The organism is Marinomonas sp. 15G6-16 (assembly GCF_055809555.1).
In genome coordinates, this window is record NZ_CM147916.1 from 2,120,135 (window position 1) to 2,142,308 (window position 22,174).

Here is a 22,174-nt window from a genome sequence, read left to right on the forward strand (position 1 = left end):
ATTTTAAATAGAGAAATTTAGGAAAATATATAAAAAACAGTACGTTATGATTCTGTTTTTTGTTTTTCAAATGAGGTTTTAAGTGGACAATAAATTGGTTGAAAAAAGTAAGAAGAACAAAGCAGTCGATAAATCGTGAAGAATTAGAAGCGCGCATCCTACGTTCTGCTGAAGTGGTCTTTGCCGAAAAAGGTTACAGCGGTTCTTCCATGGAAGCGATTGCCAAAACCGCGAATATTTCCAAGCAAAACCTAATTTATTACTTTCCAAACAAGGAGTTACTCTACAAACGCGTGCTGAAAGAGATGCTCGATATTTGGATTGAAAAGCTCTCTTTTCTGGAAACGGAGGGAGAAACGCCAGAAGTCATCATCCGTCGTTATGTTCAAGAAAAAATGGCACTTTCTCGTATTTACCCTAATGGTTCTAAAGTCTTTGCCCATGAAATTATCAGCGGCGCTCCGATGCTAAAAGAGTACCTTATTAGCCATTTAAAGCCTCAATTTGATCGTGACGTTTTGTTGGTTAAGTCTTGGATAAGTAAGGGATTAATTGACCAAACAGACCCAGAACATTTGTTTTTTACTATTTGGGCTGCGACACAAACCTACGCGGATTTTTCAATTCAAATTGAAATACTGCTAGGCAAAAATAATTTGGATCAAAACGATTTCAAACGAGCGGAAGAAGCGGTGACAGAATTTGTTATGCGCGCTCTTGGTGCTAGAAAAAATATTTAAAATAAATTTAAGGCTATTTCCTTTAATTTTTCTTATTTCAATAACGCCTTTTTCGACAAATTTTTAGTTAAAAAAAGTGCTAGTTTTCATAATCTTAACCTTTTGGTTAACTTTTTACTTATCTGAACTTTATTTCCCTAGATCAATTTTAGTGCGCGTTTTGCACTAATAAAAACGATTTACTCCGTGCCAAATGATTGCTATTAATTTTTATACCAAATGGTAAAAAAGTTAATTTTTCATTAAATATTGGAGTGAATATGATCTCTGTTTCTGAAGCCATATCGTATGAATTTGCTACTGGGCCAGACTTGTATGCACTCTGCCAACAAGCGTCCCAGATTCGTAATAACTACTGGGGTAAGCGGCTTACTTATTCTAAGAAAGTCTTTATTCCACTGACCAATATGTGTCGTGATTCTTGTGGCTATTGCACTTTTGTCCAGTCGCCAGATTCGATTCACTCCAACTACATGACGCCGGAGCAGGTGTTAAAAACAGCACGAGAAGGTCAGGCTTTAGACTGTAAGGAAGCTCTGTTTAGCTTGGGCGAACGACCAGAAGAGCGTCACCAGAAAGCCCGCGATTTATTGGCAAATTTAGGTTATGACAACACGTTAGATTATCTTCATGACCAATGTGAAAATGTTTTAACCAATACCAGTTTGCTTCCTCATGTGAATGCGGGCGCTTTGTCATTCGATGAGTTGAAACGATTAAAACCTGTTGCCGCAAGCATGGGCATGATGCTGGAAAATGTTTCCACAGATTTATTAAAACAAGGCCAAGCTCATTACGCTTGCCCAGACAAAACACCAAAGCGCCGCCTCGATACGATAGAGCAGGCAGGTAAACTGGACATTGCTTTCACCACAGGCATTTTGATCGGGATTGGCGAAAGCTGGGAAGACAGAGTTCGCAGCCTTGTGGCGATTCGAGATCGCCATCTTGCTTACGGTCATATTCAAGAAGTCATCATCCAAAACTTCCGTGCCAAAGAAGGCACAGCCATGGCAGGCTGCCAAGAACCTAATTTAGACGATATGAAACGCACGATTGCGGTTGCTCGATTGATTCTCCCTGAGGAAATCAGCATACAGGCGCCGCCTAATTTAGAGATCGAATACGGCAGCTATATCAATGCTGGCATCAACGACTGGGGTGGTATTTCCCCGCTTACCAAAGATTTTATCAACCCAGAACGTGCGTGGCCGCAGATCAGTAGTGTGGCGACTGCTTGTGAAGGTTTGGGCTATTCATTGGGCGAACGTCTGACGATTTATTCCCGTTTCCAAGATCAAAACGATAAATACTTAACCCCTAATTTAATACAAAGAGCGGCATCATTGGTTGGCTATGCAGCTCATGTAAGAGGAGCAATCGCATGAATTTATCGACCTTAACCACAGAAAAATCAATCCATCCGGCGCTATTCACCGATCAAGTTACGCCAGCGGTTCGTAGCATTTTAGAAAAATCTTTACTGGGTGAAGAACTGAGTGTGGAAGAAGCGTGTGTCCTTTTTGCGACGCAAGGTGAAGACGCTCAAGCCGTGTTAGATACCGCAGACAAGGTACGTGAAAAACGCGTTGGCGACACAGGTACCTTTGTGATTACACGCAATATCAACTTCACCAATGTGTGTTACATGGGGTGTCGGTTCTGTAATTTTGCTAAAGAAAAAGGTGATAAAGAAGCGGAGTTTTTGAGCGTAGAGCAAGTGGCAGACAGAGCGGAAGAAGCGTGGAAACGTGGCGCAACGGAAGTCTGTATTCAAGGCGGTTTGCACCCAGACATCGATGCAAATTATTACCGAGAGCTAATTGTCGCGGTGAAAAAACGCGTGCCAGAGATTCACATTCATGCTTTCTCGCCGTTTGAAATTTGGTACGGCTGCAAGAAGGCCAAGCTGGAACCAGAAGTATTTTTATCTGAGCTGAAAGCCTTGGGTTTAGGTTCCATGCCGGGCACAGCCGCAGAGATTTTGGACACAGAAGTTCGTAAGCAGTTAACCAAGAACAAACTCACCACAGAAGAGTGGGTGCGCATCATCAAAGCCGCTCATTCCGTTGGCGTGCCAACCACGTCGACCATTATGTATGGTCATGTGGATCAGCCGATTCATTGGGCAAATCACCTTAAACTATTGCGTGATATTCAAAAAGAAACGGGCGGTTTTACGGAGTTTGTTCCTCTAGGATTTATTCATTACGAAACCCGTTTGTTTAACGACAACCCTGACAAGGTGCGTCCTGGCCCAACTCGAGACGAACATTTCAAAATGCACGCCATTGCGCGACTTATGTTGCAAGGTTACATCGACAATATTCAAGCGTCTTGGGTAAAAATGGGGCCAGATGTGGCAACACAAATGTTGCGCTCTGGTGCAAATGATTTGGGTGGCACCTTGATGAACGAAAGTATTTCAAGAGCCGCTGGCGCAACCCACGGACAAGAAGTTTTCCCAGAAGATATGGTGGCGAACATTCATGCCGCCGGTTTCAATGCCATTCAGCGCAACACCAAATACGACACAGTAAAAGATTATGGCAAGACGGCTTTTCAATCTAACCGAATCGACATTGTGGGAGTGGCCTAATGGCAGACTTAACGATCACCTTGTTGGCGGGCGGTGTCGGTGGTGCAAAAGCGGCGGAAGGTTTGGCGGCGAGCCAATATGCCAGCGCGACCAGCATCATTGGCAACATTGCCGACGATGACGAGTTTCATGGTTTGTGGGTGTCGCCAGACATAGATACCTTGATCTATTCCCTTGGCGATCAAATCGACCGAGTACAAGGCTGGGGGCGAAAAAACGAAACCCACCAAGTGTTAAAAGAGCTGAATGCTTTGGGACAAAATACTTGGATGACGCTAGGGGATTTGGACTTAGCCACGCATATTTATCGCACCAGTCAAAAAGCCAAAGGCGTGAGTGCCAGTGACGTGACGACGGCTTTGGCAAAACGTCACGGTGTCAGTGTGCCTATTTTGTTGCCAACTAATGACGTGGTGCAAACCCGAGTTAAAACGCCAGCAGGTTGGCTATCCTTTCAAGAATTTTTTGTCCGTGAGCACTGCCAACCAGAGGTGTTAGACATTGAATACAAAGGCGCTTCGGATGCTGTAGCGACACCAGCAGCGTTGGCGCAGATAACACACAGCGACATTATTGTGATCGCGCCAAGCAATCCGATCGTCAGCATCGGTGCGATTCTCGCGGTGCCAGAAATCCAACAAGCTATTGAAAGCAGTGGGGCTTATGTCATCGCTGTGTCGCCACTGATTGGTGGCAAAACCATTAAAGGTCCTGCGGACAAAATGCTCGAAAGTGCAGGCAAAAGCATCGATTCAAACGGTATTTATGAGTGTTATGCGTCGTTTTTGGATGCCTTAGTCATCGACACGGTGGATCAAGAAGAGGCGACGGGGTTAGAGCAAAAAGGTCTAGATGTTTTGGTCACGCCAACCTTAATGAAGACCACAGAAGAAAAATCAGACTTGTTATCCAGTGTCGTTCAATTTGCTTTGAGTCAACGTCACTTGAAACAAGGCGCAAGGAGGGCAAGCTAATGTCACATTTTTTAATGGATAAATTGTGCGTGGTGATTCCCATGAAATCCCCGCAACGTTCTAAGCAACGTCTTGCTCACAGCATGACGGACGAAGCTCGTGAAAGCTTATCTTTGAGCCTTTTTCAAAACACCTTAGCGTTTTTCCAAACGCATTTTCCTAGGTTGGATGTGCTAGTGGTCAGTGAATCATTAGACGTGTTGGACCTTGCCCAATCTTATGACGCCAATACCTTATTTGATGATGGCGAAAACGGCTTAAACGGCGCGTTAACCTTTGCCAGTGATTGGGTGAAACAGTCTGGCTATGACAGCCAATTGATTATTCCCGGTGACATCGCCGTACTGAATCCAGATGAAATCCAAGCATTAATCACGGTCGCGGATGACGCGGAAGTGGTGATTGCAGTAGCAAAAGATGGCGGCACAAACGCCTTGCTGACATCACCGCCAGACGCCATTGAATTTGAATATGGACATCAGTCCGCGAGACTTCACAAAGGCAATGCATTTGAAAACGGCTTGAGTTGTCATTCATTAAACTTCACAGATTTGGCGTTAGACATTGACCAAAGCGATGATTTGAAACAAGCGGTCATACAAGCACCTGAACGTTTCAATGCATGGAAATCGTGCTTCATATCACCCGTTAAGGAACATCAATATGCCTGATTCTATGAGTATGTTTCGCCTAATGGGATTGCCAGATTTTCAACAAGGCGACGATTTAGCGCAGAAAATTATTGATACTTTTATCTCACAAAAACAAACCTTGGTGGCTGGCGATATTTTGGTCATTGCTCACAAAGTGGTGTCTAAAAGCGAAGGCGCGTGCGCGTATTTAGAAGACGTCACGCCAAGCGAAGAAGCCATTGAATTGGCGAAAACAGTGAATAAAGACCCGCGAAAAGTCGAAGTGATTCTTTCTCAATCAAGCCGTGTAGTGCGTGCCATGAAACGTCCAGATCAAGACGAAGGCGTTCTTATTGCTGAACACAAACACGGCTACATCTGCGCCAATGCCGCGGTCGATGAGTCAAACGCGGATCATCCAGGACAATTGATTTTATTGCCAGAAGATCCAGACAAAAGCGCCCGAGAAATCTGCCTTGCTTTAGAAAAACATTTTGGCTGTGAATTGGGTGTCATCATCAGCGATACCTTTGGTCGGCCTTGGCGATTAGGCCAAACCAACGTGGCGATTGGCTTGGCGAACGTGCCGGGCGTGATGCACATGTTGGGGGAAGAAGATGCGTTTGGTCGTCCGCTTAGTGTTACTGCACCGGCTTTTGCAGACGAACTCGCTGCCGCATCTGGCTTGCTCATGGAGAAAAGCGCCAAGTCGCCTGTGATTGTTTTCCGTGGTTTGGATTGGCCGAGAACCGACAGCTCAAGCAAAGATTTGATGCGCGCCCATAACGAAGATTTATTTAGATAAACAAGCACTTAGCGCAGCAATCGTTAATAGTCAGAAACGTAAACCGATTTAACACATTAATATTCGATAAAAAGAAAGAGGAATGTATGAGTAAAGTAGCAATCATCGGCGGTACAGGCCCGCAAGGTAAAGGCCTCGCATTGCGTCTGGCGCTGGCGGGTGTCAGTGTCGTTTTGGGCTCTCGTGATGCAACAAAAGCACAAGACGCCGCGACAGAAATGACCGCGCTCTTGTCTGACAAAGAAGTGTCCGAAAAAGGCACCATTGCTGATATCACAGGCATGAGCATGGAAGACGCCACCAAAGCGGCGGATGAATTAGTGATCTTGTCTGTGCCTTACAGCGGCCACGACGCAACACTGACCGCTCTAGCGCCTTTGCTCACAGATAAAGTGTTGGTGGACATTGTTGTGCCATTGGCGCCGGGCAATCCAAAAGCCGTTGAAATGCCAAAAGAAGGCTCTGTCACGGAAGCCGCACAAGCTTTGCTTGGCGAAAGCATTCCAGTGGTTGGCGCCTTGCATAACGTCTCTGCCGTCACCTTGAACGACCTTTCTCGCGCCATTAACTGCGACATTTTGGTGTGTGGTAATGACCTTGCCGCGAAGAAGAAAGTTATGGCGCTTATCGAACTTATGGGAACCACAGCTTACAACGCAGGCTTGGCAGAAAGCGCCCGCTGTATTGAAGCGCTGACGCCTATCTTGATTCGTTTGAATATTTCGAAAGAGGTGCCGTTTAGTCACGCGGGTGTGCGTATTTGCCCACCAGAGCATTAAGTTCGACTTCTGAGCTCACCAATACTTTGTTAAAGGTTATTGAAATTTAAAAAAACTAATTAAAAACATTATTACAAGAGGAACAGATTATGGAATTTGGTATCACGTTTAAAGGTTTTGTTAGCCCAGACCGCGCACGAAATTTGGTTCGTCAGGCGGAAGAAGCGGGTTTCACTTATTGCTGGTTTTACGATTCGCACATTCTTTGGCGCGAGTCATTTGTGGCCATGGCAATGTGTATGGAACATACGAAAACCATGCGTTTTGGGCCTTGTGTGACGAACCCGAACATTCGTGATTGGTCTTTGTCTGCCAGCTTATACGCAAGTTTGGCGCATCAAAGTAATGGCCGTTTCGATATTGGTCTTGGTCGTGGTGATTCGTCTATGCGAGTGATGGGGAAAAAGCCAGCGACTTTAGCGCGTTTGTCTGAATTTACTACCAAGGTGAAAGCCATGGTTCGTGGTGAAGAAGTGGAATATGGCGAATGCCCTGAGCCAGTGAAATTGCCTTGGGCGACAGGTTACGAATTGCCTGTTTGGATCGGCGCGTACGGCCCGAAAGCCTTGGCAACGGCGGGTCAAGTGGGTGATGGTGTGATTCTGCAAATTGGTGATCCAGACCTTGTTAAATGGTTTACGGATCAGTCGATCAAAGCGGGTGAAGAAGCGGGCCGCGATATGTCCAACTTCAAAGTCCAAGCGGCGGCACCAGCGTACTTTGGCGACATGGATTACTGTATTGAACACACGAAATGGTTCCCAGCGATGGTCGGTAACCACGTAGCAGATATCGTTGAAAAATACGGTGCCGATTCTGGATTAGTGCCAAAAAGCTTAACGGACTACATCGAAAACCGTAAAGGCTACGACTACTCGAAACACGGCCAAAGTGATAACCCATTCCTAGATTTCATCACAGAAGATATCGTGAAAAGCTTCTGTGTTCTGGGTACGCCTGAAGAGCATATTGCCAAAATCAAAGACCTTGAAGCGGCTGGCACAACGCAATTCAACATCTACCTAGACAGCGGAGACGAAGAAGAAATCATCGCGAAATATGGACGAGAAGTGATTCCGGCTTTTAACGCTTAAAATTGATTAAATAACCTTACTCCTTTCCTTTTGCTTTCTTTCCGTTAGAGCGCGAAGGGGAGGGGGAAGTTATTCTTCGAGTTGTATTACATTAAAAAAGCCTCATCCACTCTCACATTGGTCAGCACTGAGTTCGCAATAAAGCAGGCCTCGTGAGATTGATGATGTAAGGCTTTTAATACTTCTGCGCTGGGCCTTTCTCCAACAAAGATTACCTCTGGTTTTAATACCACTTCTGTCATCATCTGTTTGCCATTTGGCCCAATGGCTAAGGTGCCAACAGCTTTGTCTGTGTACTGTTCTACGATGAGTTTTTTGCGGGAAGCGAAGTCGAGAAAGAACAACATATGGCAGCTTGAGATAGAGGCCACAAAGGCTTCTTCTGGGTCCACATTATCAGCAACAGACATGGGGACGGGAACGATATGAGGAGAAGAGGAGGCTGGTACCACCACACCGCCTTCGAATTGCCATTCATGGGCGCGGCTGTATTGTCGGTCTAGGAAGTTCTGGGAATGGCGTTTCCACTCCACGATAGCAGAGTATTCTGACATAAAAGCGCTCCAGTAAGTTCTAACCATCATCATTGAATGCCTTTTATGCTAACAGGAAATTAAGGCGAATAAGCCTTGCATTGTGAATTTTAAACAATCAATATGCTGTATATATATACAGTAATTCTGGGTTGTTTTTTATGTCTATTCCAAGTAAGACGAATCCTTTTCATTTGCCAATTAAAGGGCGAGGCACGGCCAATAATCTAGCTGGGCGTTTTGCCATTACCTTGGTGGAAGTGGATGAAAATGACGAAAACGTGGCTTTATTGGAAACATCGTCGCCGAAAACCGAAGTTCGCCACGAAAGAGCCAAGAGCATCATTAGCCGAAATAACTCCCCTGATGTGCCGTTTAGGCAATCGATAAACCCTTATAAAGGGTGTGAACACGGCTGTATTTATTGTTTTGCGCGGCCTACACACGCTTATTTGGAGTTGTCTCCTGGGTTGGATTTTGAAACAAGGCTGGTGGCGAAAACCAATGCGGCGTATTTGTTTGAAGAAGAGCTGGCTCACCCGAATTATCGCTGTGAGCCCATTGCATTGGGGATCAACACAGACGCGTACCAGCCGATTGAGAAGGAACTGAAAATCACTCGCGAATTATTGCAGATTGCCTTGGCTCATCATCAACCGATTTCCCTTATTACTAAGAGCACTTTGATTCTTCGTGATATTGATATTTTGGCGCAAATGGCTGAGAAGAAGTTGGTTCATGTGGCGATTAGTGTGACTACCTTGGATAACGACTTAAAGCGTATTTTGGAGCCAAGAACGGCTTCGGGTACAACCCGTTTGAAGGTGATTCAAACACTGCGTGATGCGGGGATTCCCGTTAGTGTTTTGGCGGCTCCTGTGATTCCTTTTATTAATGATCATGAGCTAGAGGAGATTGTGGCAGCTAGTGCCAAAGTCGGTGCTCAATCCATCAATTACATTATGCTTCGCCTTCCCCATGAGGTTGCTCCTTTATTTGCTGACTGGCTACGACAGCATTACCCAGAACGTGCGGATCATGTTTTACAGCGCATTATGGACATGCGTGGCGGTAAGCTTTACGACAGTCGTTTTGGTAAACGCATGACTGGTGAAGGTCTATTTGCGGATTTGATTAATCAGCGTTTTCATGTGGCAAGAAGAAAGTATGGGCTGGATGACAACCGCCTCAGTTTTCTTGATCGCCGACAGTTTAAAGTACCGCCTAAAGAAGGCGATCAAATGCCTTTGTTTTGATGCTTGCTTTAAAAGTATTCCTTCTTGTTTTGATAGGCTTTTTTTATGTGTTCTATCAGCAGTCTAAGTTTTTCTGGTAAGTATCTAGTCTGTGGGTAAATTGCGTAGACGCCAAGTTGTCTTGGTTGGTAGTCGGTCAAAATGGCTTGTAAAGCGCCTTTCTGTAGGTCTTCATAGACGCAACAACGTGGCACATAAACAATACCAAAGCCTGCCAAAGCGGCTTTGCGTAAGGCTTGAGCGTTGTTGGTGGCTAAACTTCCGCTGATTCGCACGCTTTCTTCTATCGAGTCTTTACCTGTCTCATTTTTAATAAAGCGCCAATCGAATGAACCTTGGGCCTGATAGGTGTAAGCGAGGCAATTGTGTTCTTTTAGTTCTTCTAAATGAGTGACTTCACCATGTTTTTCAATGTAACTTGGTGAGCAACAAACCACCCAATTGGATTGAATCAGTGGCTTGGCGATTAAGCTGGAGTCTTCTAATTTTCCGGTGCGAACCGCAAGGTCGAGCCCTTCCTCGACCAGATTCACAAAGTCATTTTCCAGACGCATATCCACTGTGATATTTGGGTACATTTGGCAAAACTCAGCGATGGCTTCGGCCAGTAGTAACTCTCCAGAAATAGTGGGTACAGAGATTTTTATATGCCCGCTTAGCCCGTGACTGAAAGCTGATACCGCAGCCACGGCGTCGCTGACTTGGCCTTCTATGTTTTTAGCGTGCACATAAAGGCTTTCGCCTGCTTCTGTCAGGTTGAGCCGTCTTGTTGTTCGGTGAATCAACTGCACACCAAGTGCTTGCTCAAGGCGACTGATTCTTTTGCTCAAAGCCGGTGTGGATAGCTCTGCTAATTGAGCGGCTTTATTGAAAGAGCCTGTATCGGCCACGTAAACAAAAAGTGTTAAGTCTGCTGCGTTCAATGTCATTATGCCGTTTTAAGAAAGAGTTTATTATTTTGTGTCATATTTATCATAAATGAAACTCGGACTATAGTGACTTCTTTAAGTGAACAACTAAAAAAATAAGGGACATAGTGATGCGACTAAAAGATTGTCATAACTTTCATGATTTTCGGGTCTTGGCCAAAAAGCGTTTGCCAGGTCCGATCTTTAATTACATTGATGGTGGTTCTGATGATGAGTCGACTTATCGTCGCAATACGGCCGCTTTTGAAACTTGTGATTTGGTGCCGAGTGTTTTAACTGGTGTTCAGGATGTGGATCTTTCTGTGACTGTGATGGGGCAGAAGCTTGATATGCCAGTTTACTGTTCTCCAACGGCGTTACAGCGTTTATTTCACCATGATGGTGAGCGTGCTGTTGCTGATGCAGCAGAGAAATACGGCACCATGTTTGGTGTGTCTTCTCTTGGTACGGTCAGCATGGAGGAAATTGCAAAACAAACCAACACCCCTCAGGTTTACCAATTTTATTTTCATAAAGATCGCGAATTAAATCGCGCCATGATGCAGCGAGCAAAAGACGCAGGCGTACAAGTCATGATGCTAACGGTGGACTCCATTACCGGAGGCAACCGTGAAAGGGATTTGAGAACTGGCTTTTCTATTCCTTTTAAACTGAACTTGAAAGGCATGCTGCAATTTGTTCTGAAACCCATGTGGGGCATTAACTACGTCACACACGAACCTTTTAGTTTGCCACAACTGGATGAGCACGTTGATATGGGCAATGGCGCGACGTCTATCGGTGACTACTTTACCAATATGCTTGACCCTTCAATGAACTGGGATGATGTCGCCGAAATGGTGAAATTCTGGGATGGTCAGTTTTGTTTGAAAGGTATTATGAGCCGAGAAGACGCTCGTAAAGCGGTCGAAATTGGCTGTACAGGCGTCATTATTTCTAATCACGGTGGTCGACAATTGGATGGCTCTCGTAGTTCGTTTGATCAACTGGCCGAAATTGTTGATGAAGTCGGGGATGAAATCGATGTGATCTTTGACAGTGGTGTGCAGCGTGGCACTCATGTATTGAAAGCTTTGTCGCTTGGTGCAAAAGCGGTGGGTATTGGCAGAATGTATTTGTATCCACTTGCGGCAGCTGGCCAACCTGGGGTTGAGCGAGCGTTAGGGCTCATGCGAGCAGAGCTTGAGCGAGATATGAAGTTAATGGGCAAAACTTCCGTTGATCAGCTATCTAGAGAGAACTTACGCTTTAGGGGCTGACTTTTTGGTTTGTGAGATGCGTTAGTGATGAAGAGTAAAGGAATGAAAGCGTAAAAAAGTAAGAAGCCTCAACGAAGGGGAATCAACATTGAGGCTTCTTTCAAGGGGAGGCATCTAAAATGAAACGGAAAAGGAGATTATTCCGCTGAAGTTAGTTGCAGTGAATCAAATTGTGCTTGAAGTTCAGCATGCTTAGCGTTGTAAGCGGCTTCTTTCTGACCGAATGTGTGCGCACCATTTAAATCAACGCTTGTGTCAACAGTCTGGCCTAGGTTTTCTAGTGTTACCGCTAACGCTGCAACACCTGCTTTAGCGCTACGTAGCTCTTCACGAGGGCTGTCATCGCTAGATGCGAAAGCTGAAGTAGATAGAACAGATGCTGTGATAATTGTTGCTGCGATTGCTGTTAATTTTTTCATGATCGAGTCCTTTTCAAATTGGGTTTAATGGCTAATAAGATTCTTATTGAGCGTTTAACTCATCAAATTGAGCTTGAAGTTCAGCATGCTTAGCGTTGTAAACAGCTTCTTTTTGGCTAAAAGTGTAAGCGCCATTCAAATCAACGCTTGTATCAACTGTTTGACCTAAGTTTTCTAACGTTACTGCCAATGCTTCAACGCCAGCTTTAGCGCTACGTAGCTCTTCACGAGGGCTGTCATCGCTAGATGCGAAAGCTGAAGTTGATAAAACAGATGCTGTGATAAGAGTTGCTGCGATTGCTGTTAATTTTTTCATGATAGTGTCCTTTTCAAATTGGGTTTAATGGCTAATAAGGTTCTTTTCTTATTGAGCGTTTAATTCATCAAATTGAGCTTGAAGTTCAGCGTGCTTAGCGTTGTAAGCGGCTTCTTTCTGACCGAATGTGTGTGCACCGTTCAGATCAACGCTTGTATCAACTGTTTGACCTAAGTTTTCTAACGTTACTGCCAATGCTTCAACGCCAGCTTTAGCGCTACGAAGTTCTTCACGAGGGCTGTCGTCGTTAGACGCGAAAGCAGAAGTAGATAGAACAGTTGCTGTAACTAGAGTTGCTGCGATTGCTGCTAATTTTTTCATGATGTTTTCCTTCTATATATTTAATTTTTACTTGGGGCTTGGTAAGCAAGTCCCCGTCTGATGAAGTTCATATTAGAGGAATTTTTTGGGATTGAAATAGCTGAAAAGGCGCTTCCCTTGTCTTTGCCGAATAGGCGATTTTAAGTGCATAATTGCCGAAATATGCAGCTTTTTCGCAAAATAAGCACGTATCAGGCTGTTTCTTGCAAATGAGTAAGAAAGCTTCAAAACGGGATGTTGAATTGCCCCTAATAAGCATATTAGGTCGAAGAGTTTGCATGCTTGTGTTGTAGAAATGAGCGAAAAAGAGATCAGCCTTCGCTAAATAGAGGGATATTCAAAATCATCTTGCACAATGTTTTTTTCGATAAATATTGGCTTTTAATGATTTATTAAAAACTGGTGGTAACATTCGCGGTTTATTTTAAGCAAAACGTCTACAGGTTCAGAATTATAATGTACGAAATCGAAGCAAAAGAGGTGTTGTCTTACTTTTTAGGCAGTTGGAAAGTACAGCGAGTGATTTCTGGCTTTGGGGAAATCACTGGGCAGGCGACGTTTCAGGTGAATGATGAGCATGAGCAATACTTGGATTTCCAAGAAGCGATGGTTCTGCCAAATGCTCAGCATAAAAGCCAAGATCAAAAGCCCAATGCGTTTCGTACGTATCAATATCGAATGACCAATAAAGGCTTTGATATTTTCTTTTCTGATGGCGCAACAAAAGGCGATTTGTTTTTAAGTTTCGTCTTTACTCAAGCCAGTATCCTGACGTCGCATCATTTGTGCATCAAAGATCATTATGACGCGACATTTGAATTTCTTGCGGCGGATCAATTCGAGCTAAGCTTCAGTGTTGTTGGCCCGAAAAAAGATTATTCCATCCAGACGACATTCACACGAACTTGCTAGATCTTGTGCTTTTCTTGGTGTTATTTAAGATAAAATAATTCACATTAATCATGACGTAGGAAGCAAAGAAATGAAGTATCCAATCATAATGATGTTGTTTGGTGTTGTGTTGAGTAGTTCTGCTTTGGCGAAAGGCAATGCACCAGATCCAATGGATTGTCATCACAAAAGCAAAGCAGGTGAACAGCATTGTCGCCTTGCTGAAAAAGCCCCTGTGAAAGTGAATGTGGTGTTGGAAACTCAGAAGCAGTTAAATCGTCTTGGTTATAATGCAGGTCGAGCAGACGGTATTATGGGTAAAAAGACACGTGATGCCATTGTGCGTTTTCAACGACAGCATCATGAAGTGGTTGATGGAAAAGCGTCCATTGCTTTATTAGACAAGCTAAAAGCCACGGTAAAACACTAGTTTCTAAGATGCTCCGGTTATAGAGCGTCCGTTTTTCAAGACTGTAAAAGCCAACATGAGTTGGCTTTTTTCGTTTAAGCCGTTCAGCTAGGCATCTCAAAAGGCGACTTATTGGTTTGAGATGAATTCCATAATCACATCAGCAAGTTGCTCAGGAATGACTATTTGAGGGAAATGACCACAATCAAGCGTGGCTGCCGCTGTTGGCGTCACGAGCTTTATCATTTCCTGTTGGACGGCCAATACCAATGAGCGGTCACGCTCTGCCACTATATAATACTTTGGAATACGGCCGACTCTTTCTTCTGTCCAGTGAACGCTAATAATTCGAGATGCGTTTGGCTGAACGACCATGTTTTCTTTCGCCAGTTGAATAGCTTCTTCAGAAGCGTCATGCAGGAAAACTTCTCTAATGCCTTCTTCTGTTACCTTGGTGCCGTATTGGGTGTTTTGAAGGTAAGGCGAGATGCCTTGCGTATTGATTCCTTTCTGGGCAACCGTTTGGCAAAGCTCAGAGAAGCTCATGCCGCTAGGTAACATCATGCCTGCAACATAAATGATCCCCGCTATTTTATTTGGTATTTCCTCTGCGATGGCTGTGGCAATGAGGCCTCCGCCGGAGTGCGCGATGAGCCAGACTGGGCCTTTTATCTTGGCAAGGGCGTTTAATACGTGCGACTTGTATTCTTCAACACCTGCTTGAGACTGAAGAGAGGCTTCGTAACTTTCACTGTCAGGCAGATTAATGGCGTGGCAGTGAGTATCAGGAGAATGGATGTATGGAAGCAAAGGTTCCCAAGCCCAGCCGCTTGCCCACGCACCATGAATAAAAACGAGGTTAGTCATGATCAGTTATCCCCGTAGGTTCTTTGGTACATTTCAATCATGTGTTGTTCAACCGTGGTTGGCGCATATTTCGGCTGCTCGTTTTCGGCCAAGCAGGTAGGAATGCACTTTACTTCATGATCTAAATAGCCACTAAAGAAGAACGGAATTGAGTAGCGTTCGTTGCCGCTTTTATTGATGACCCTGTGTAAGGTTGAGCAATATTGGTCATTTGTCCAACGGGCGATCATATCGCCAATATTGACGACGAAGCTGCCTTTGATTGGAGGCGCATCAATCCAATTTTCCGTTTTATGCGACCAGACTTGCAGCCCGCCATTATCATCTTGTAAAAGCAGTGTTAACCCGCCGAAATCGGTATGAGCGCCACAGCCTTTTTCATTCTCTTGTGCATTTACCGGTTGCGGTGGGTAATGAAGTAGCCTCAGCGTAACAAGTGGGTCTTTGCAAAAATCATCGAAGTAGTTGTTTGGCAAGTTGAGCGACAATGCCATAAGTGACATGAGTGCTTCGCATAGAGAGGTCATCGCATGTAAGTAGTTTGTTGCGATAGGCTTTAGTTGAGGTAAGTCTTCTGGCCACTGGTTTTTGCCAAAGTTGAATTTCTTTGCTTTTACTAGAGGGTGATCGTTTTCATGGTCAAAGCCGATATAAAAGCCCTCTTTTAGATCTGGCGGTGTGCCAGCTTCCAATGTTTGGTTTTTAAGAGGTTCGTATCCTCTGTTTGCTTTAGATAGTTGTTTATTTACTTTGAGCTTACTTTCTAAAGGAAGATTGAACAGTTTTGTACTTTCATTAAATAGTTGGCTTTGCAGCGTTTCATCAATGCCGTGGCCAGTAATGTAAAAGAAGCCGAACTCCCTGCAAGCTTGACCTATTTTCAGTGCCAATTCTTGTTTTTGTGTCTGCGTTGCTTCTTGGTAACCAGATAAATCAATGATAGGTAATGTTTCGATTTTTGTGTTTTGAGTATTCATATCTCACCAATTATCTGAATGTTTGACGATGGAAGTGTCATGCTATCAGTCGTTCAGTGAGTGGTGATAACGCTTATTTTCGATGAGGGTGTTGCTGAAAACGCATCACCTAGATTAAGACGTCTGGTCGAGCTCGTGAATAAGCTCTCTGACAAAATGATCTGCTGCCACTGGCAAGGTTCGGTTTGCTCGAACATACACACCAAGATCAGAGCTCATTTTGTTTGGGCGAGTAACGGGAATGTGGAATAGCCTTTGATTTTCTAAGTCTTCTTCTATTCCTATGATGGTTTGAAACGCGATACCCATTCCACTCATAGCGAGCTTTCGAGACAACTCTACAGAGTTGGTTTCAATCACCTGATGAGATGGACCGATTAGGTTAATAAAGCTGCTTAAATGTCTGTGAGTTGAAAGGCCTTTTTTGCTTAAAATCAATGGATAGTCACTGCATTCTTCAAGGCTAATTTCTGGTTTGTTTGCAAGAGGGTGATCCTTTGCTACCACAGCGCCAAGAGCATAGTTTTTTACCCATAATTGGTTGAGGTCTCGTAGGTGTGAAATATCAAAGGCGAGACCAATGTCCACATCTCCATTGATTAGAAGCTCTGGCATTTTTGAGGAACCAATAACATGAACACCAACGGATATATTGGGAAATTGCTCTCTGAAATTTTTGATTAAACGAGGGATGAGTTCAATGGAAGGGCCTTCCACAGTAGCTATTTCAATGTGACCTTTCTGGATGCCTTTTATAGCGTCGATTTCTGAATAAAGGCGCTCGGCGTCTTTTAATACCAGTTGTGCGTGTCTCGCAAAGCTTTCGCCCGCTGATGTGAGCTTTAAGCCACTTGGTGACCTCTCGAATAAGGGAATATCAAGCTCTTCTTCTAGCTTTTGTATTTGCCGACTGACAGCAGACGTCGCCATATGAAGCGAGCGAGAGGCTTCTCGGATGGAGCCGAGTCGTCGAACGCTATCAAAGCAGTAAATCGCAGTGGAATGAATACGCTTTCTTGAGGTCAATGGCTGATCCGCTCGCTAGTCTTGATTGAAGTAAGTAGGCTCTCGCTAAGCTTTACGATAGCTTTTGCATACAGATCAAGCAACTGAGTCGCTACAGACTTTTACTCAATGATGGTCGTTACGTCTCAAGTGGCTTTCAAATGCTCTGATCAATAAAGATAAGCTCAACGTCAGTACCAAGTACATAAAGGCGACGACGTTGTAGGTTTCGAAGAATTGAAAGGTTGAGGAGCTAAAGACTTTCCCTAGTTGTGTGATGTCTTGAACGCCTAACACGGAGACGAGAGCCGAGTCTTTGATCATGGCCACGAGGTCGTTGCCGAGCGGCGGTAATATTTTGCGCATGGCCTGCGGCAAGGTGATCAGTCGAAATCGATGCCAATTGGAAAGTCCTAATGCTTTCGCTGCTTCTATCTGTCCTTTACTGACTTCTTGAATCCCTGCTCGGAAAACTTCTGCAATAAAGGCGCTGTAACTAATCGCAAGAGCAATGATGGCTCGCCAAAGTAGAGTGAAGTCACGAGTGCGGGCTTTTTCAATCCAACCTGCTTCAATTGGGATTTGCAGCGCCCAGTTGTAGAGGTTGACCATTTCCGGCGCGCCAACAAAAGCGATGTAGAACAAGAGAACGAGTACTGGTACGCCTCGAAATATTTCTACGTAGAAGCGGGCGCATTCTCGAATAATTCGATGACGAGAAAAGCCGGCTAATGCCACAACTAAGCCAATCGAACTGGCAATAATGAAAGCCGTGAAGGTGACACCTATGGTTGTGAGCAACCCTTGGCTTAAAGCGCCTGCGATGCGTTGGTAGCTTTGGTCGGTTGCCATGTTCCACAGCAAGACTAAACCGATGATAATGGCAGTGACTAACCACCAAGGCGTGCGTTCTAGAGTTCGTTTCAAGGGCATCATTAGGTAATGGCAAAACCATTTACAGGTGGTTGAATAAAGAAAAAACCGATCTTCTGGTTATTCTGAGAAGATCGGTTACGAGCAGACTCTTTAAAGAAGAGTCAATGTCTGTAAGCTGACTATTGGTTGTAGTCGAAGAACCACTTTTTGTTCAGTGCGTCTAATGTGCCATCGTCTTTCATGCTCTTAATCGCTGCGTTAACTGGAGCGACAAGGTCAGAGCCAGGCGTAAAGATAAAACCAAAATCTTCTGAGCCTAGAGGACCACCGATGATTTTGAATGCGCCTGGATTTGCCCCAATGTAACCACGAGCAGAAGCCGCATCCATAAGTACGCTGTCTACGTCACCAGATTTCAGGGCTTGAACAGATGCGCCAAAGGTTTCTAGCAAGGTGATGCGAGGGTTGTCTTCGTTACCATCTAATACATCGTAAACCGCAACGTAAAAGTTGGTTGTGCCAGCTTGTGCGCCAAAATGAAAGTCATCGTTTGCAGCAAAAGATTCTGCATCCGTGAAGCGGTCTTCATCAGCACGAACCAGCATGAATTGTTGTGATGTCATGTAAGCATCAGAAAAATCAATTTGCTGTGCGCGCTCTTCGTTGATCGTGATGCCATCCATACCAACGTCGTATTGGCCTTGTTTTACTGCTTGGATCATGGTGTCCCAGCTGCTTAAGTGCCATTCGATTTTGGCATTAAGACGCTTGCCGATTTCATTCATGGCATCGTATTCCCAACCAATGCCTTTGCCAGTCGCTGGATCAACAAAGTTCAAAGGTGTGTAGGCGTTTTCAGTGACCGCTAAAATAGTGCGACCTTTTAGGTCTGGCAAATTGTCGGCAAAGCTAAAGCTGCTAATAGACACGGCCGCAATAAAAGCTAAGCGGGATAGCATAGAGATCATAGTGTGTACCTTATTCGAAGATGAGCTGTTTTTCGGAGATTTATCAATGACGCGATTATACACAGGAGATGAATGCCAGACCATTGAATCTTGCGGTGAGCAAGTGGCATCTTGTGTTCTATCAGCGTATATTTGTGCGATTATTGCAATCAATATTTGACGGCTTTTAACCAGCCTTATTCGATCTATTTTCAGCAATCTTAAACAGAGATATTAAAAGTATATGTTCCGTGAACTCACCCCAAAGGAAGCTTTTCAAACTCATTGCTTAGCGCAAATGGGCGTGGCGTCTTGGTTGTCAGCACCGGAAGGGGTTGTCGGGACCGTCTTTTCGCCAGCGCAGCCTTGGGCGGTGACAGGCGTCGATTCTGCGGTTGAGTTGCCTTCCGATAGTGTGTTTTCGTCAGCAGAGCAATCGGCAGACATCGGAGGTTTCGGGGCTGCTATCCCTGAACCTATTGTTAAAGTCTTGCCTGAAGAGAAAGAAAAGTCGGTTAATTATCTGCGCGAACAATTAAATGCTGGGCCTGAGATTATTGTAGAGGATTTGCAGCCAATTGAAGAGTTGGCGGTAGATATTGCGGTTGAATCTCAGCCAGAAACAAAGCATCAAATGATGCATTTAGACATTCGCGCTTATGCTTTATCGAATAAGTTACTGATTCTGAGTGATGTGCCACACGTTTTTTCTCAAGCAGAAGATATTGAGCGTCTTGCTCTAAAAATGGGACAAGCCTTATTAAAAGAGTCTATTGAAGAATGGCAAAGCAGTGCGTTTTCGTGGCCAGGTGCTTTAAAAAACCCACATTTCTTAGGGCGTTCAGACTGGTTGTTTGGTGCGGTAGAAAGTTATGTTGGCCGATTGGCGAGCAGTTTTCCCGATGCGCCCATGTTGGTGTTGGCTGGCAATCAAATCACCCAACTCATTGATGACTTACCTGAAAGCAGTATTTTGAAACAACATCCTACTGCTCGCATTGTCAGTCTGCCTGAGCTTTACCGAATTCCAGAATTGCGCAAAGACGCATGGCAAGCGATGCAAGTTAGCTTTTTTAGAGACAAGTGTTAAATGATAGTGTCTTGTGTTCGTCCTGCCTGCGCTGATTCCGACCTTCCTGACATTGCTCGCCTTGATGCTTCATCAAATCCGCATCCTTGGGGCGAGTCTTTGGTTCTAGATGCCTTGAAAACACGAAAAAACTGGCTGGTGGAGACGGCAGATAAAGAATCGGAAACCGCTGAAAATCAAACGCTTGGATGGTTGACCGCATCTCAATGGGGAGATCAGTCAGAATTAGAATTGGTGGTTGTAAGCAAGACGGCACGCCGACAAGGTTTGGCCAAAAAACTGATGAATGAATGGTTGGGCTTCGCCAAACAGGAAGGTGTGACGGAATGTCTGCTGGAGGTTCGAGAGTCAAATGTAGGCGCCATTCGCCTATATGAATCGCTGGGTTTTGAGCTGGTTGGGCAGCGAAAGAATTATTACCAAACAGAGCAAGGTCGTGAATCGGCTTGCTTGTTTACTTTAAAAATATGAAACGAATTGAATAATAGAAAAGGCTGAGTTTTAGCATGAGTATGAGCAAAGTGTTGGTGCCTGTTGCCAATGGCAATGAAGATATTGAAACCATTACTATTATTGATGTATTGCGTCGTGGTGGTGTGGAAGTGGCTGTGGCGAGTGTGCATGACGCTAAACAAGTGACGATGGCGCATGGCTGTAAGCTAGAAGCGGACGTTTTGTTGGCTGAAGTTGCCGATGAAATGTATGACGCCATTGTTTTACCTGGCGGTATGCCAGGTGCTGAGCATTTGCGCGACAGTGAATTGTTAACAAACATGTTGGAAAAACATGATATAGAAGATGCTTTGTTGGCAGCGGTATGTGCATCGCCGTCGGTTGTGTTTGGCACCCACGGTTATGTGGTGGATAAACAAGCAACTTGTTACCCAGGTTTTGAAGACGGCTTAACGGGCGCGGAATACATTTCCGACCTTCCTGTTGTGATGGATGAGAACATTCTGACCGGAAAAGGGCCCGCTGTTGCAATGGTCTTTGCATTGACTGTTTTGGGTAATTTGAAAGGATATGAAACCGCACAAAAAGTGGCGGATGATTTACTCTGCTAGGGATTACTAATTCCTGACTAAAGAGTCAATTAAAAAGCTGTAAAAACGGGCGTTTTTGGCGATTTACTTGGGATTCAAGGTGGACGCTCGCGGCGTATGGTAGTAAAATTGCTCAGATTTTTTGATCGCGAGATTTATCGGAAAGACTAAGATAAACCGGCGTCAAAAACGCAATTATTTAAAAGCGAGATGAATCTAGGTTCGTCTCGCTTTTTTGCAACCTGAATAGGCTCTAAACGGGAGGTTCCTTTGGCAACAACAGCGATTCTAGCTCTGGAAGACGGCACAGTATTTAAAGGCGTGTCGATCGGAGCTGATGGCTCATCAACTGCTGAGGTAGTATTCAATACCTCAATGACTGGTTATCAAGAAATTCTTACCGATCCTTCCTATGCTCGACAAATGGTCACCTTGACCTATCCCCACATCGGGAATACCGGCGTTAACTCTGAAGATGAAGAATCCAGCAATGTATGGTGCGAAGGTTTGATTATTCGTGATCTTCCTTTGATCTCTAGCAGCTGGCGTTCTGAAGAATCTCTTGATGCTTACCTAAAACGTAAAGGTGTTGTGGGTATTGCCGACATCGATACACGAAAGCTAACTCGAATTTTGCGTGAAAAAGGTGCTCAAGCGGGTTGCATCATCGCAGGTGATGACGCTTTAGACAAAACAGCAGAAGCGATCGCTGCAGCACAAGCTTTCCCAGGTCTGAAAGGTATGGACTTAGCGAAAGAAGTGACTGTCGAGAAAGCGTACGAGTGGAAAGAATCTACTTGGGATCTTGTGAAAGGTCACACCACGCCAGATTCTTCTGAGTTCCATGTGGTTGCTTACGACTTCGGTGTGAAGCGCAACATCCTTCGTATGTTGGTTGAGCGAGGTTGCCGTTTGACGGTTGTGCCAGCGCAAACGCCAGCCAGTGAAGTGTTAGCAATGAATCCAGATGGCGTTTTCCTATCTAATGGCCCTGGTGATCCAGAGCCTTGTGATTACGCGATTCAAGCCATCAAAGAAATTCTGGAAACTGAAATCCCAGTATTTGGTATTTGTCTTGGTCATCAGCTGTTGGCTTTGGCATCCGGTGCGAAAACTAAGAAGATGAAATTCGGTCATCACGGTGCCAACCACCCGGTTCAAGCAATCGAGAAAGGCACAGTAATGATCACCAGCCAAAACCATGGTTTTGCTGTAGATGAAGATTCTTTGCCAGCGAACCTTGTGATGACTCACAAATCTTTGTTTGATTCGTCTCTGCAAGGTATTGCTCGTACAGATAAAAGCGCATTCAGCTTCCAAGGTCACCCAGAAGCAAGCCCAGGGCCGCATGATGTTGCGCCTTTGTTCGACCAGTTCATTGAAAACATCACAGCCTCAAAAGCCTAAAGGGAG

At 44.7% G+C, this 22,174-nt stretch carries 26 protein-coding genes; 16 read left to right on the forward strand and 10 right to left on the reverse strand.

Features of this window, described 5'->3' with window-relative positions:
• Positions 1–98: 98 nt before the first annotated feature.
• The 8 genes from AC0L46_RS10205 to AC0L46_RS10240 all read left to right on the forward strand — a co-directional run bounded on the left by AC0L46_RS10205 (position 99) and on the right by AC0L46_RS10240 (position 7,623).
• On the forward strand, positions 99–740 hold the full coding sequence (locus AC0L46_RS10205; protein ID WP_473503346.1) for a TetR family transcriptional regulator C-terminal domain-containing protein: 642 nt from the start codon (positions 99–101) through the stop codon (positions 738–740).
• 260 nt (positions 741–1,000) lie between these two features.
• A complete protein-coding gene (gene cofG, locus AC0L46_RS10210) occupies positions 1,001–2,128 on the forward strand; it encodes a 7,8-didemethyl-8-hydroxy-5-deazariboflavin synthase CofG (protein ID WP_473503348.1) in 1,128 nt (375 codons plus the stop codon).
• Complete coding sequence (gene cofH, locus AC0L46_RS10215; protein WP_473503350.1) at positions 2,125–3,339, forward strand: 5-amino-6-(D-ribitylamino)uracil--L-tyrosine 4-hydroxyphenyl transferase CofH; 1,215 nt, start codon at positions 2,125–2,127, stop codon at positions 3,337–3,339. The genes cofG and cofH overlap by 4 nt, the downstream gene beginning before the upstream one ends.
• Positions 3,339–4,313 carry a 2-phospho-L-lactate transferase gene (gene cofD / locus AC0L46_RS10220; RefSeq protein WP_473503352.1) on the forward strand — a complete coding sequence of 325 codons (975 nt, stop codon included), beginning with the start codon at positions 3,339–3,341 and terminating at the stop codon, positions 4,311–4,313. The genes cofH and cofD overlap by 1 nt, the downstream gene beginning before the upstream one ends.
• A gap of 41 nt (positions 4,314–4,354) precedes the next feature.
• Complete coding sequence (gene cofC / locus AC0L46_RS10225) at positions 4,355–4,984, forward strand: 2-phospho-L-lactate guanylyltransferase (RefSeq protein WP_473503354.1); 630 nt, start codon at positions 4,355–4,357, stop codon at positions 4,982–4,984.
• Positions 4,977–5,750, forward strand: coding sequence for a coenzyme F420-0:L-glutamate ligase (gene cofE, locus AC0L46_RS10230; protein ID WP_347984176.1), 774 nt, complete (start codon positions 4,977–4,979; stop codon positions 5,748–5,750). Before cofC ends, cofE begins: the two co-directional genes overlap by 8 nt.
• 86 nt (positions 5,751–5,836) lie before the next feature.
• Complete coding sequence (gene npdG, locus AC0L46_RS10235) at positions 5,837–6,529, forward strand: NADPH-dependent F420 reductase (RefSeq protein ID WP_473503356.1); 693 nt, start codon at positions 5,837–5,839, stop codon at positions 6,527–6,529.
• Positions 6,530–6,618: 89 nt separating this feature from the next.
• A complete protein-coding gene (locus AC0L46_RS10240) occupies positions 6,619–7,623 on the forward strand; it encodes a TIGR03842 family LLM class F420-dependent oxidoreductase (protein ID WP_473503358.1) in 1,005 nt (334 codons plus the stop codon).
• An 86-nt stretch (positions 7,624–7,709) separates the two neighbouring features.
• Here the strand turns inward: AC0L46_RS10240 and AC0L46_RS10245 are convergent, their stop codons facing one another.
• Positions 7,710–8,177 (reverse strand): OsmC family protein, encoded by a 468-nt coding sequence (locus AC0L46_RS10245; RefSeq protein WP_473503360.1) that lies wholly within the window; start codon positions 8,175–8,177, stop codon positions 7,710–7,712.
• Positions 8,178–8,317: 140 nt separating this feature from the next.
• Between AC0L46_RS10245 and AC0L46_RS10250 the strand changes: the two genes are divergently transcribed.
• Complete coding sequence (locus tag AC0L46_RS10250) at positions 8,318–9,412, forward strand: PA0069 family radical SAM protein (RefSeq protein WP_473503362.1); 1,095 nt, start codon at positions 8,318–8,320, stop codon at positions 9,410–9,412.
• 8 nt (positions 9,413–9,420) lie between these two features.
• Here AC0L46_RS10250 and AC0L46_RS10255 read toward each other — a convergent pair whose 3' ends face one another.
• Positions 9,421–10,341, reverse strand: coding sequence for a LysR substrate-binding domain-containing protein (locus AC0L46_RS10255; protein WP_473503364.1), 921 nt, complete (start codon positions 10,339–10,341; stop codon positions 9,421–9,423).
• Between the two features lie 110 nt (positions 10,342–10,451).
• On the opposite strand from AC0L46_RS10255, the gene AC0L46_RS10260 reads away from it, so the two are divergent.
• A complete protein-coding gene (locus AC0L46_RS10260) occupies positions 10,452–11,600 on the forward strand; it encodes an alpha-hydroxy acid oxidase (RefSeq protein ID WP_473503366.1) in 1,149 nt (382 codons plus the stop codon).
• A gap of 137 nt (positions 11,601–11,737) precedes the next feature.
• On the opposite strand, the gene AC0L46_RS10265 is transcribed toward AC0L46_RS10260, so the two are convergent.
• From AC0L46_RS10265 to AC0L46_RS10275, 3 genes are read right to left on the reverse strand one after another with little or no spacing between them, the layout of a single operon-like run.
• Positions 11,738–12,019 carry a hypothetical protein gene (locus tag AC0L46_RS10265; protein ID WP_317005211.1) on the reverse strand — a complete coding sequence of 94 codons (282 nt, stop codon included), beginning with the start codon at positions 12,017–12,019 and terminating at the stop codon, positions 11,738–11,740.
• 43 nt (positions 12,020–12,062) lie between these two features.
• Entirely contained in the window at positions 12,063–12,335 is a 273-nt protein-coding gene (locus AC0L46_RS10270) for a hypothetical protein (RefSeq protein WP_473503368.1), read from the reverse strand.
• Between the two features lie 48 nt (positions 12,336–12,383).
• Complete coding sequence (locus AC0L46_RS10275) at positions 12,384–12,656, reverse strand: hypothetical protein (RefSeq protein ID WP_473503370.1); 273 nt, start codon at positions 12,654–12,656, stop codon at positions 12,384–12,386.
• A 456-nt stretch (positions 12,657–13,112) separates the two neighbouring features.
• On the opposite strand from AC0L46_RS10275, the gene AC0L46_RS10280 reads away from it, so the two are divergent.
• Both AC0L46_RS10280 and AC0L46_RS10285 read left to right on the forward strand, forming a co-directional pair.
• Complete coding sequence (locus AC0L46_RS10280) at positions 13,113–13,568, forward strand: DUF6314 family protein (protein WP_473503372.1); 456 nt, start codon at positions 13,113–13,115, stop codon at positions 13,566–13,568.
• A 70-nt stretch (positions 13,569–13,638) separates the two neighbouring features.
• The gene (locus AC0L46_RS10285) at positions 13,639–13,977 is read left to right on the forward strand and encodes a peptidoglycan-binding domain-containing protein (RefSeq protein ID WP_473503374.1); all 339 of its coding nucleotides are present in this window, start codon (positions 13,639–13,641) and stop codon (positions 13,975–13,977) included.
• 108 nt (positions 13,978–14,085) lie between these two features.
• Here AC0L46_RS10285 and AC0L46_RS10290 read toward each other — a convergent pair whose 3' ends face one another.
• From AC0L46_RS10290 to AC0L46_RS10310, 5 genes are all read right to left on the reverse strand, one after another.
• Positions 14,086–14,823 carry an alpha/beta fold hydrolase gene (locus AC0L46_RS10290; RefSeq protein WP_473503376.1) on the reverse strand — a complete coding sequence of 246 codons (738 nt, stop codon included), beginning with the start codon at positions 14,821–14,823 and terminating at the stop codon, positions 14,086–14,088.
• Positions 14,824–14,825: 2 nt separating this feature from the next.
• Positions 14,826–15,800 carry an isopenicillin N synthase family dioxygenase gene (locus tag AC0L46_RS10295; RefSeq protein WP_473503378.1) on the reverse strand — a complete coding sequence of 325 codons (975 nt, stop codon included), beginning with the start codon at positions 15,798–15,800 and terminating at the stop codon, positions 14,826–14,828.
• 114 nt (positions 15,801–15,914) lie between these two features.
• Positions 15,915–16,826: a LysR family transcriptional regulator gene (locus AC0L46_RS10300; protein WP_473503380.1), complete on the reverse strand. Its 912-nt coding sequence runs from the start codon at positions 16,824–16,826 to the stop codon at positions 15,915–15,917.
• 105 nt (positions 16,827–16,931) lie between these two features.
• Positions 16,932–17,738 carry an amino acid ABC transporter permease gene (locus AC0L46_RS10305; RefSeq protein ID WP_317005906.1) on the reverse strand — a complete coding sequence of 269 codons (807 nt, stop codon included), beginning with the start codon at positions 17,736–17,738 and terminating at the stop codon, positions 16,932–16,934.
• Between the two features lie 122 nt (positions 17,739–17,860).
• A complete protein-coding gene (locus tag AC0L46_RS10310; protein ID WP_473503382.1) occupies positions 17,861–18,649 on the reverse strand; it encodes a transporter substrate-binding domain-containing protein in 789 nt (262 codons plus the stop codon).
• A gap of 223 nt (positions 18,650–18,872) precedes the next feature.
• Between AC0L46_RS10310 and AC0L46_RS10315 the strand changes: the two genes are divergently transcribed.
• The 4 genes from AC0L46_RS10315 to carA all read left to right on the forward strand — a co-directional run bounded on the left by AC0L46_RS10315 (position 18,873) and on the right by carA (position 22,168).
• Entirely contained in the window at positions 18,873–19,718 is an 846-nt protein-coding gene (locus AC0L46_RS10315) for a hypothetical protein (protein ID WP_473503384.1), read from the forward strand.
• Positions 19,719–20,189 (forward strand): GNAT family N-acetyltransferase, encoded by a 471-nt coding sequence (locus AC0L46_RS10320; protein ID WP_473503386.1) that lies wholly within the window; start codon positions 19,719–19,721, stop codon positions 20,187–20,189.
• A gap of 35 nt (positions 20,190–20,224) precedes the next feature.
• Positions 20,225–20,782 (forward strand): DJ-1 family glyoxalase III, encoded by a 558-nt coding sequence (locus AC0L46_RS10325; RefSeq protein ID WP_473503388.1) that lies wholly within the window; start codon positions 20,225–20,227, stop codon positions 20,780–20,782.
• 249 nt (positions 20,783–21,031) lie between these two features.
• Complete coding sequence (gene carA / locus AC0L46_RS10330) at positions 21,032–22,168, forward strand: glutamine-hydrolyzing carbamoyl-phosphate synthase small subunit (RefSeq protein ID WP_414681769.1); 1,137 nt, start codon at positions 21,032–21,034, stop codon at positions 22,166–22,168.
• Positions 22,169–22,174 lie beyond the last annotated feature (6 nt).

Excerpts from the sequence above, each read along its gene's own strand:
- AC0L46_RS10280 (WP_473503372.1), top strand. The coding sequence starts at position 13,113 with ATGTACGAAATCGAAGCAAAAGAGGTGTTGTCTTACTTTTTAGGCAGT.
- npdG (WP_473503356.1), top strand. The coding sequence starts at position 5,837 with ATGAGTAAAGTAGCAATCATCGGCGGTACAGGCCCGCAAGGTAAAGGC.
- cofE (WP_347984176.1), top strand. The coding sequence starts at position 4,977 with ATGCCTGATTCTATGAGTATGTTTCGCCTAATGGGATTGCCAGATTTT.
- AC0L46_RS10310 (WP_473503382.1), bottom strand. The coding sequence starts at position 18,649 with ATGATCTCTATGCTATCCCGCTTAGCTTTTATTGCGGCCGTGTCTATT.
- AC0L46_RS10265 (WP_317005211.1), bottom strand. The coding sequence starts at position 12,019 with ATGAAAAAATTAACAGCAATCGCAGCAACAATTATCACAGCATCTGTT.
- AC0L46_RS10295 (WP_473503378.1), bottom strand. The coding sequence starts at position 15,800 with ATGAATACTCAAAACACAAAAATCGAAACATTACCTATCATTGATTTA.
- AC0L46_RS10255 (WP_473503364.1), bottom strand. The coding sequence starts at position 10,341 with ATGACATTGAACGCAGCAGACTTAACACTTTTTGTTTACGTGGCCGAT.
- AC0L46_RS10270 (WP_473503368.1), bottom strand. The coding sequence starts at position 12,335 with ATGAAAAAATTAACAGCAATCGCAGCAACTCTTATCACAGCATCTGTT.
- AC0L46_RS10260 (WP_473503366.1), top strand. The coding sequence starts at position 10,452 with ATGCGACTAAAAGATTGTCATAACTTTCATGATTTTCGGGTCTTGGCC.
- AC0L46_RS10290 (WP_473503376.1), bottom strand. The coding sequence starts at position 14,823 with ATGACTAACCTCGTTTTTATTCATGGTGCGTGGGCAAGCGGCTGGGCT.
- cofC (WP_473503354.1), top strand. The coding sequence starts at position 4,355 with ATGAAATCCCCGCAACGTTCTAAGCAACGTCTTGCTCACAGCATGACG.
- AC0L46_RS10325 (WP_473503388.1), top strand. The coding sequence starts at position 20,225 with ATGAGTATGAGCAAAGTGTTGGTGCCTGTTGCCAATGGCAATGAAGAT.
- AC0L46_RS10285 (WP_473503374.1), top strand. The coding sequence starts at position 13,639 with ATGAAGTATCCAATCATAATGATGTTGTTTGGTGTTGTGTTGAGTAGT.
- AC0L46_RS10250 (WP_473503362.1), top strand. The coding sequence starts at position 8,318 with ATGTCTATTCCAAGTAAGACGAATCCTTTTCATTTGCCAATTAAAGGG.
- cofD (WP_473503352.1), top strand. The coding sequence starts at position 3,339 with ATGGCAGACTTAACGATCACCTTGTTGGCGGGCGGTGTCGGTGGTGCA.
- cofH (WP_473503350.1), top strand. The coding sequence starts at position 2,125 with ATGAATTTATCGACCTTAACCACAGAAAAATCAATCCATCCGGCGCTA.
- AC0L46_RS10320 (WP_473503386.1), top strand. The coding sequence starts at position 19,719 with ATGATAGTGTCTTGTGTTCGTCCTGCCTGCGCTGATTCCGACCTTCCT.
- cofG (WP_473503348.1), top strand. The coding sequence starts at position 1,001 with ATGATCTCTGTTTCTGAAGCCATATCGTATGAATTTGCTACTGGGCCA.
- AC0L46_RS10240 (WP_473503358.1), top strand. The coding sequence starts at position 6,619 with ATGGAATTTGGTATCACGTTTAAAGGTTTTGTTAGCCCAGACCGCGCA.
- AC0L46_RS10245 (WP_473503360.1), bottom strand. The coding sequence starts at position 8,177 with ATGTCAGAATACTCTGCTATCGTGGAGTGGAAACGCCATTCCCAGAAC.
- AC0L46_RS10305 (WP_317005906.1), bottom strand. The coding sequence starts at position 17,738 with ATGCCCTTGAAACGAACTCTAGAACGCACGCCTTGGTGGTTAGTCACT.
- AC0L46_RS10275 (WP_473503370.1), bottom strand. The coding sequence starts at position 12,656 with ATGAAAAAATTAGCAGCAATCGCAGCAACTCTAGTTACAGCAACTGTT.
- AC0L46_RS10315 (WP_473503384.1), top strand. The coding sequence starts at position 18,873 with ATGTTCCGTGAACTCACCCCAAAGGAAGCTTTTCAAACTCATTGCTTA.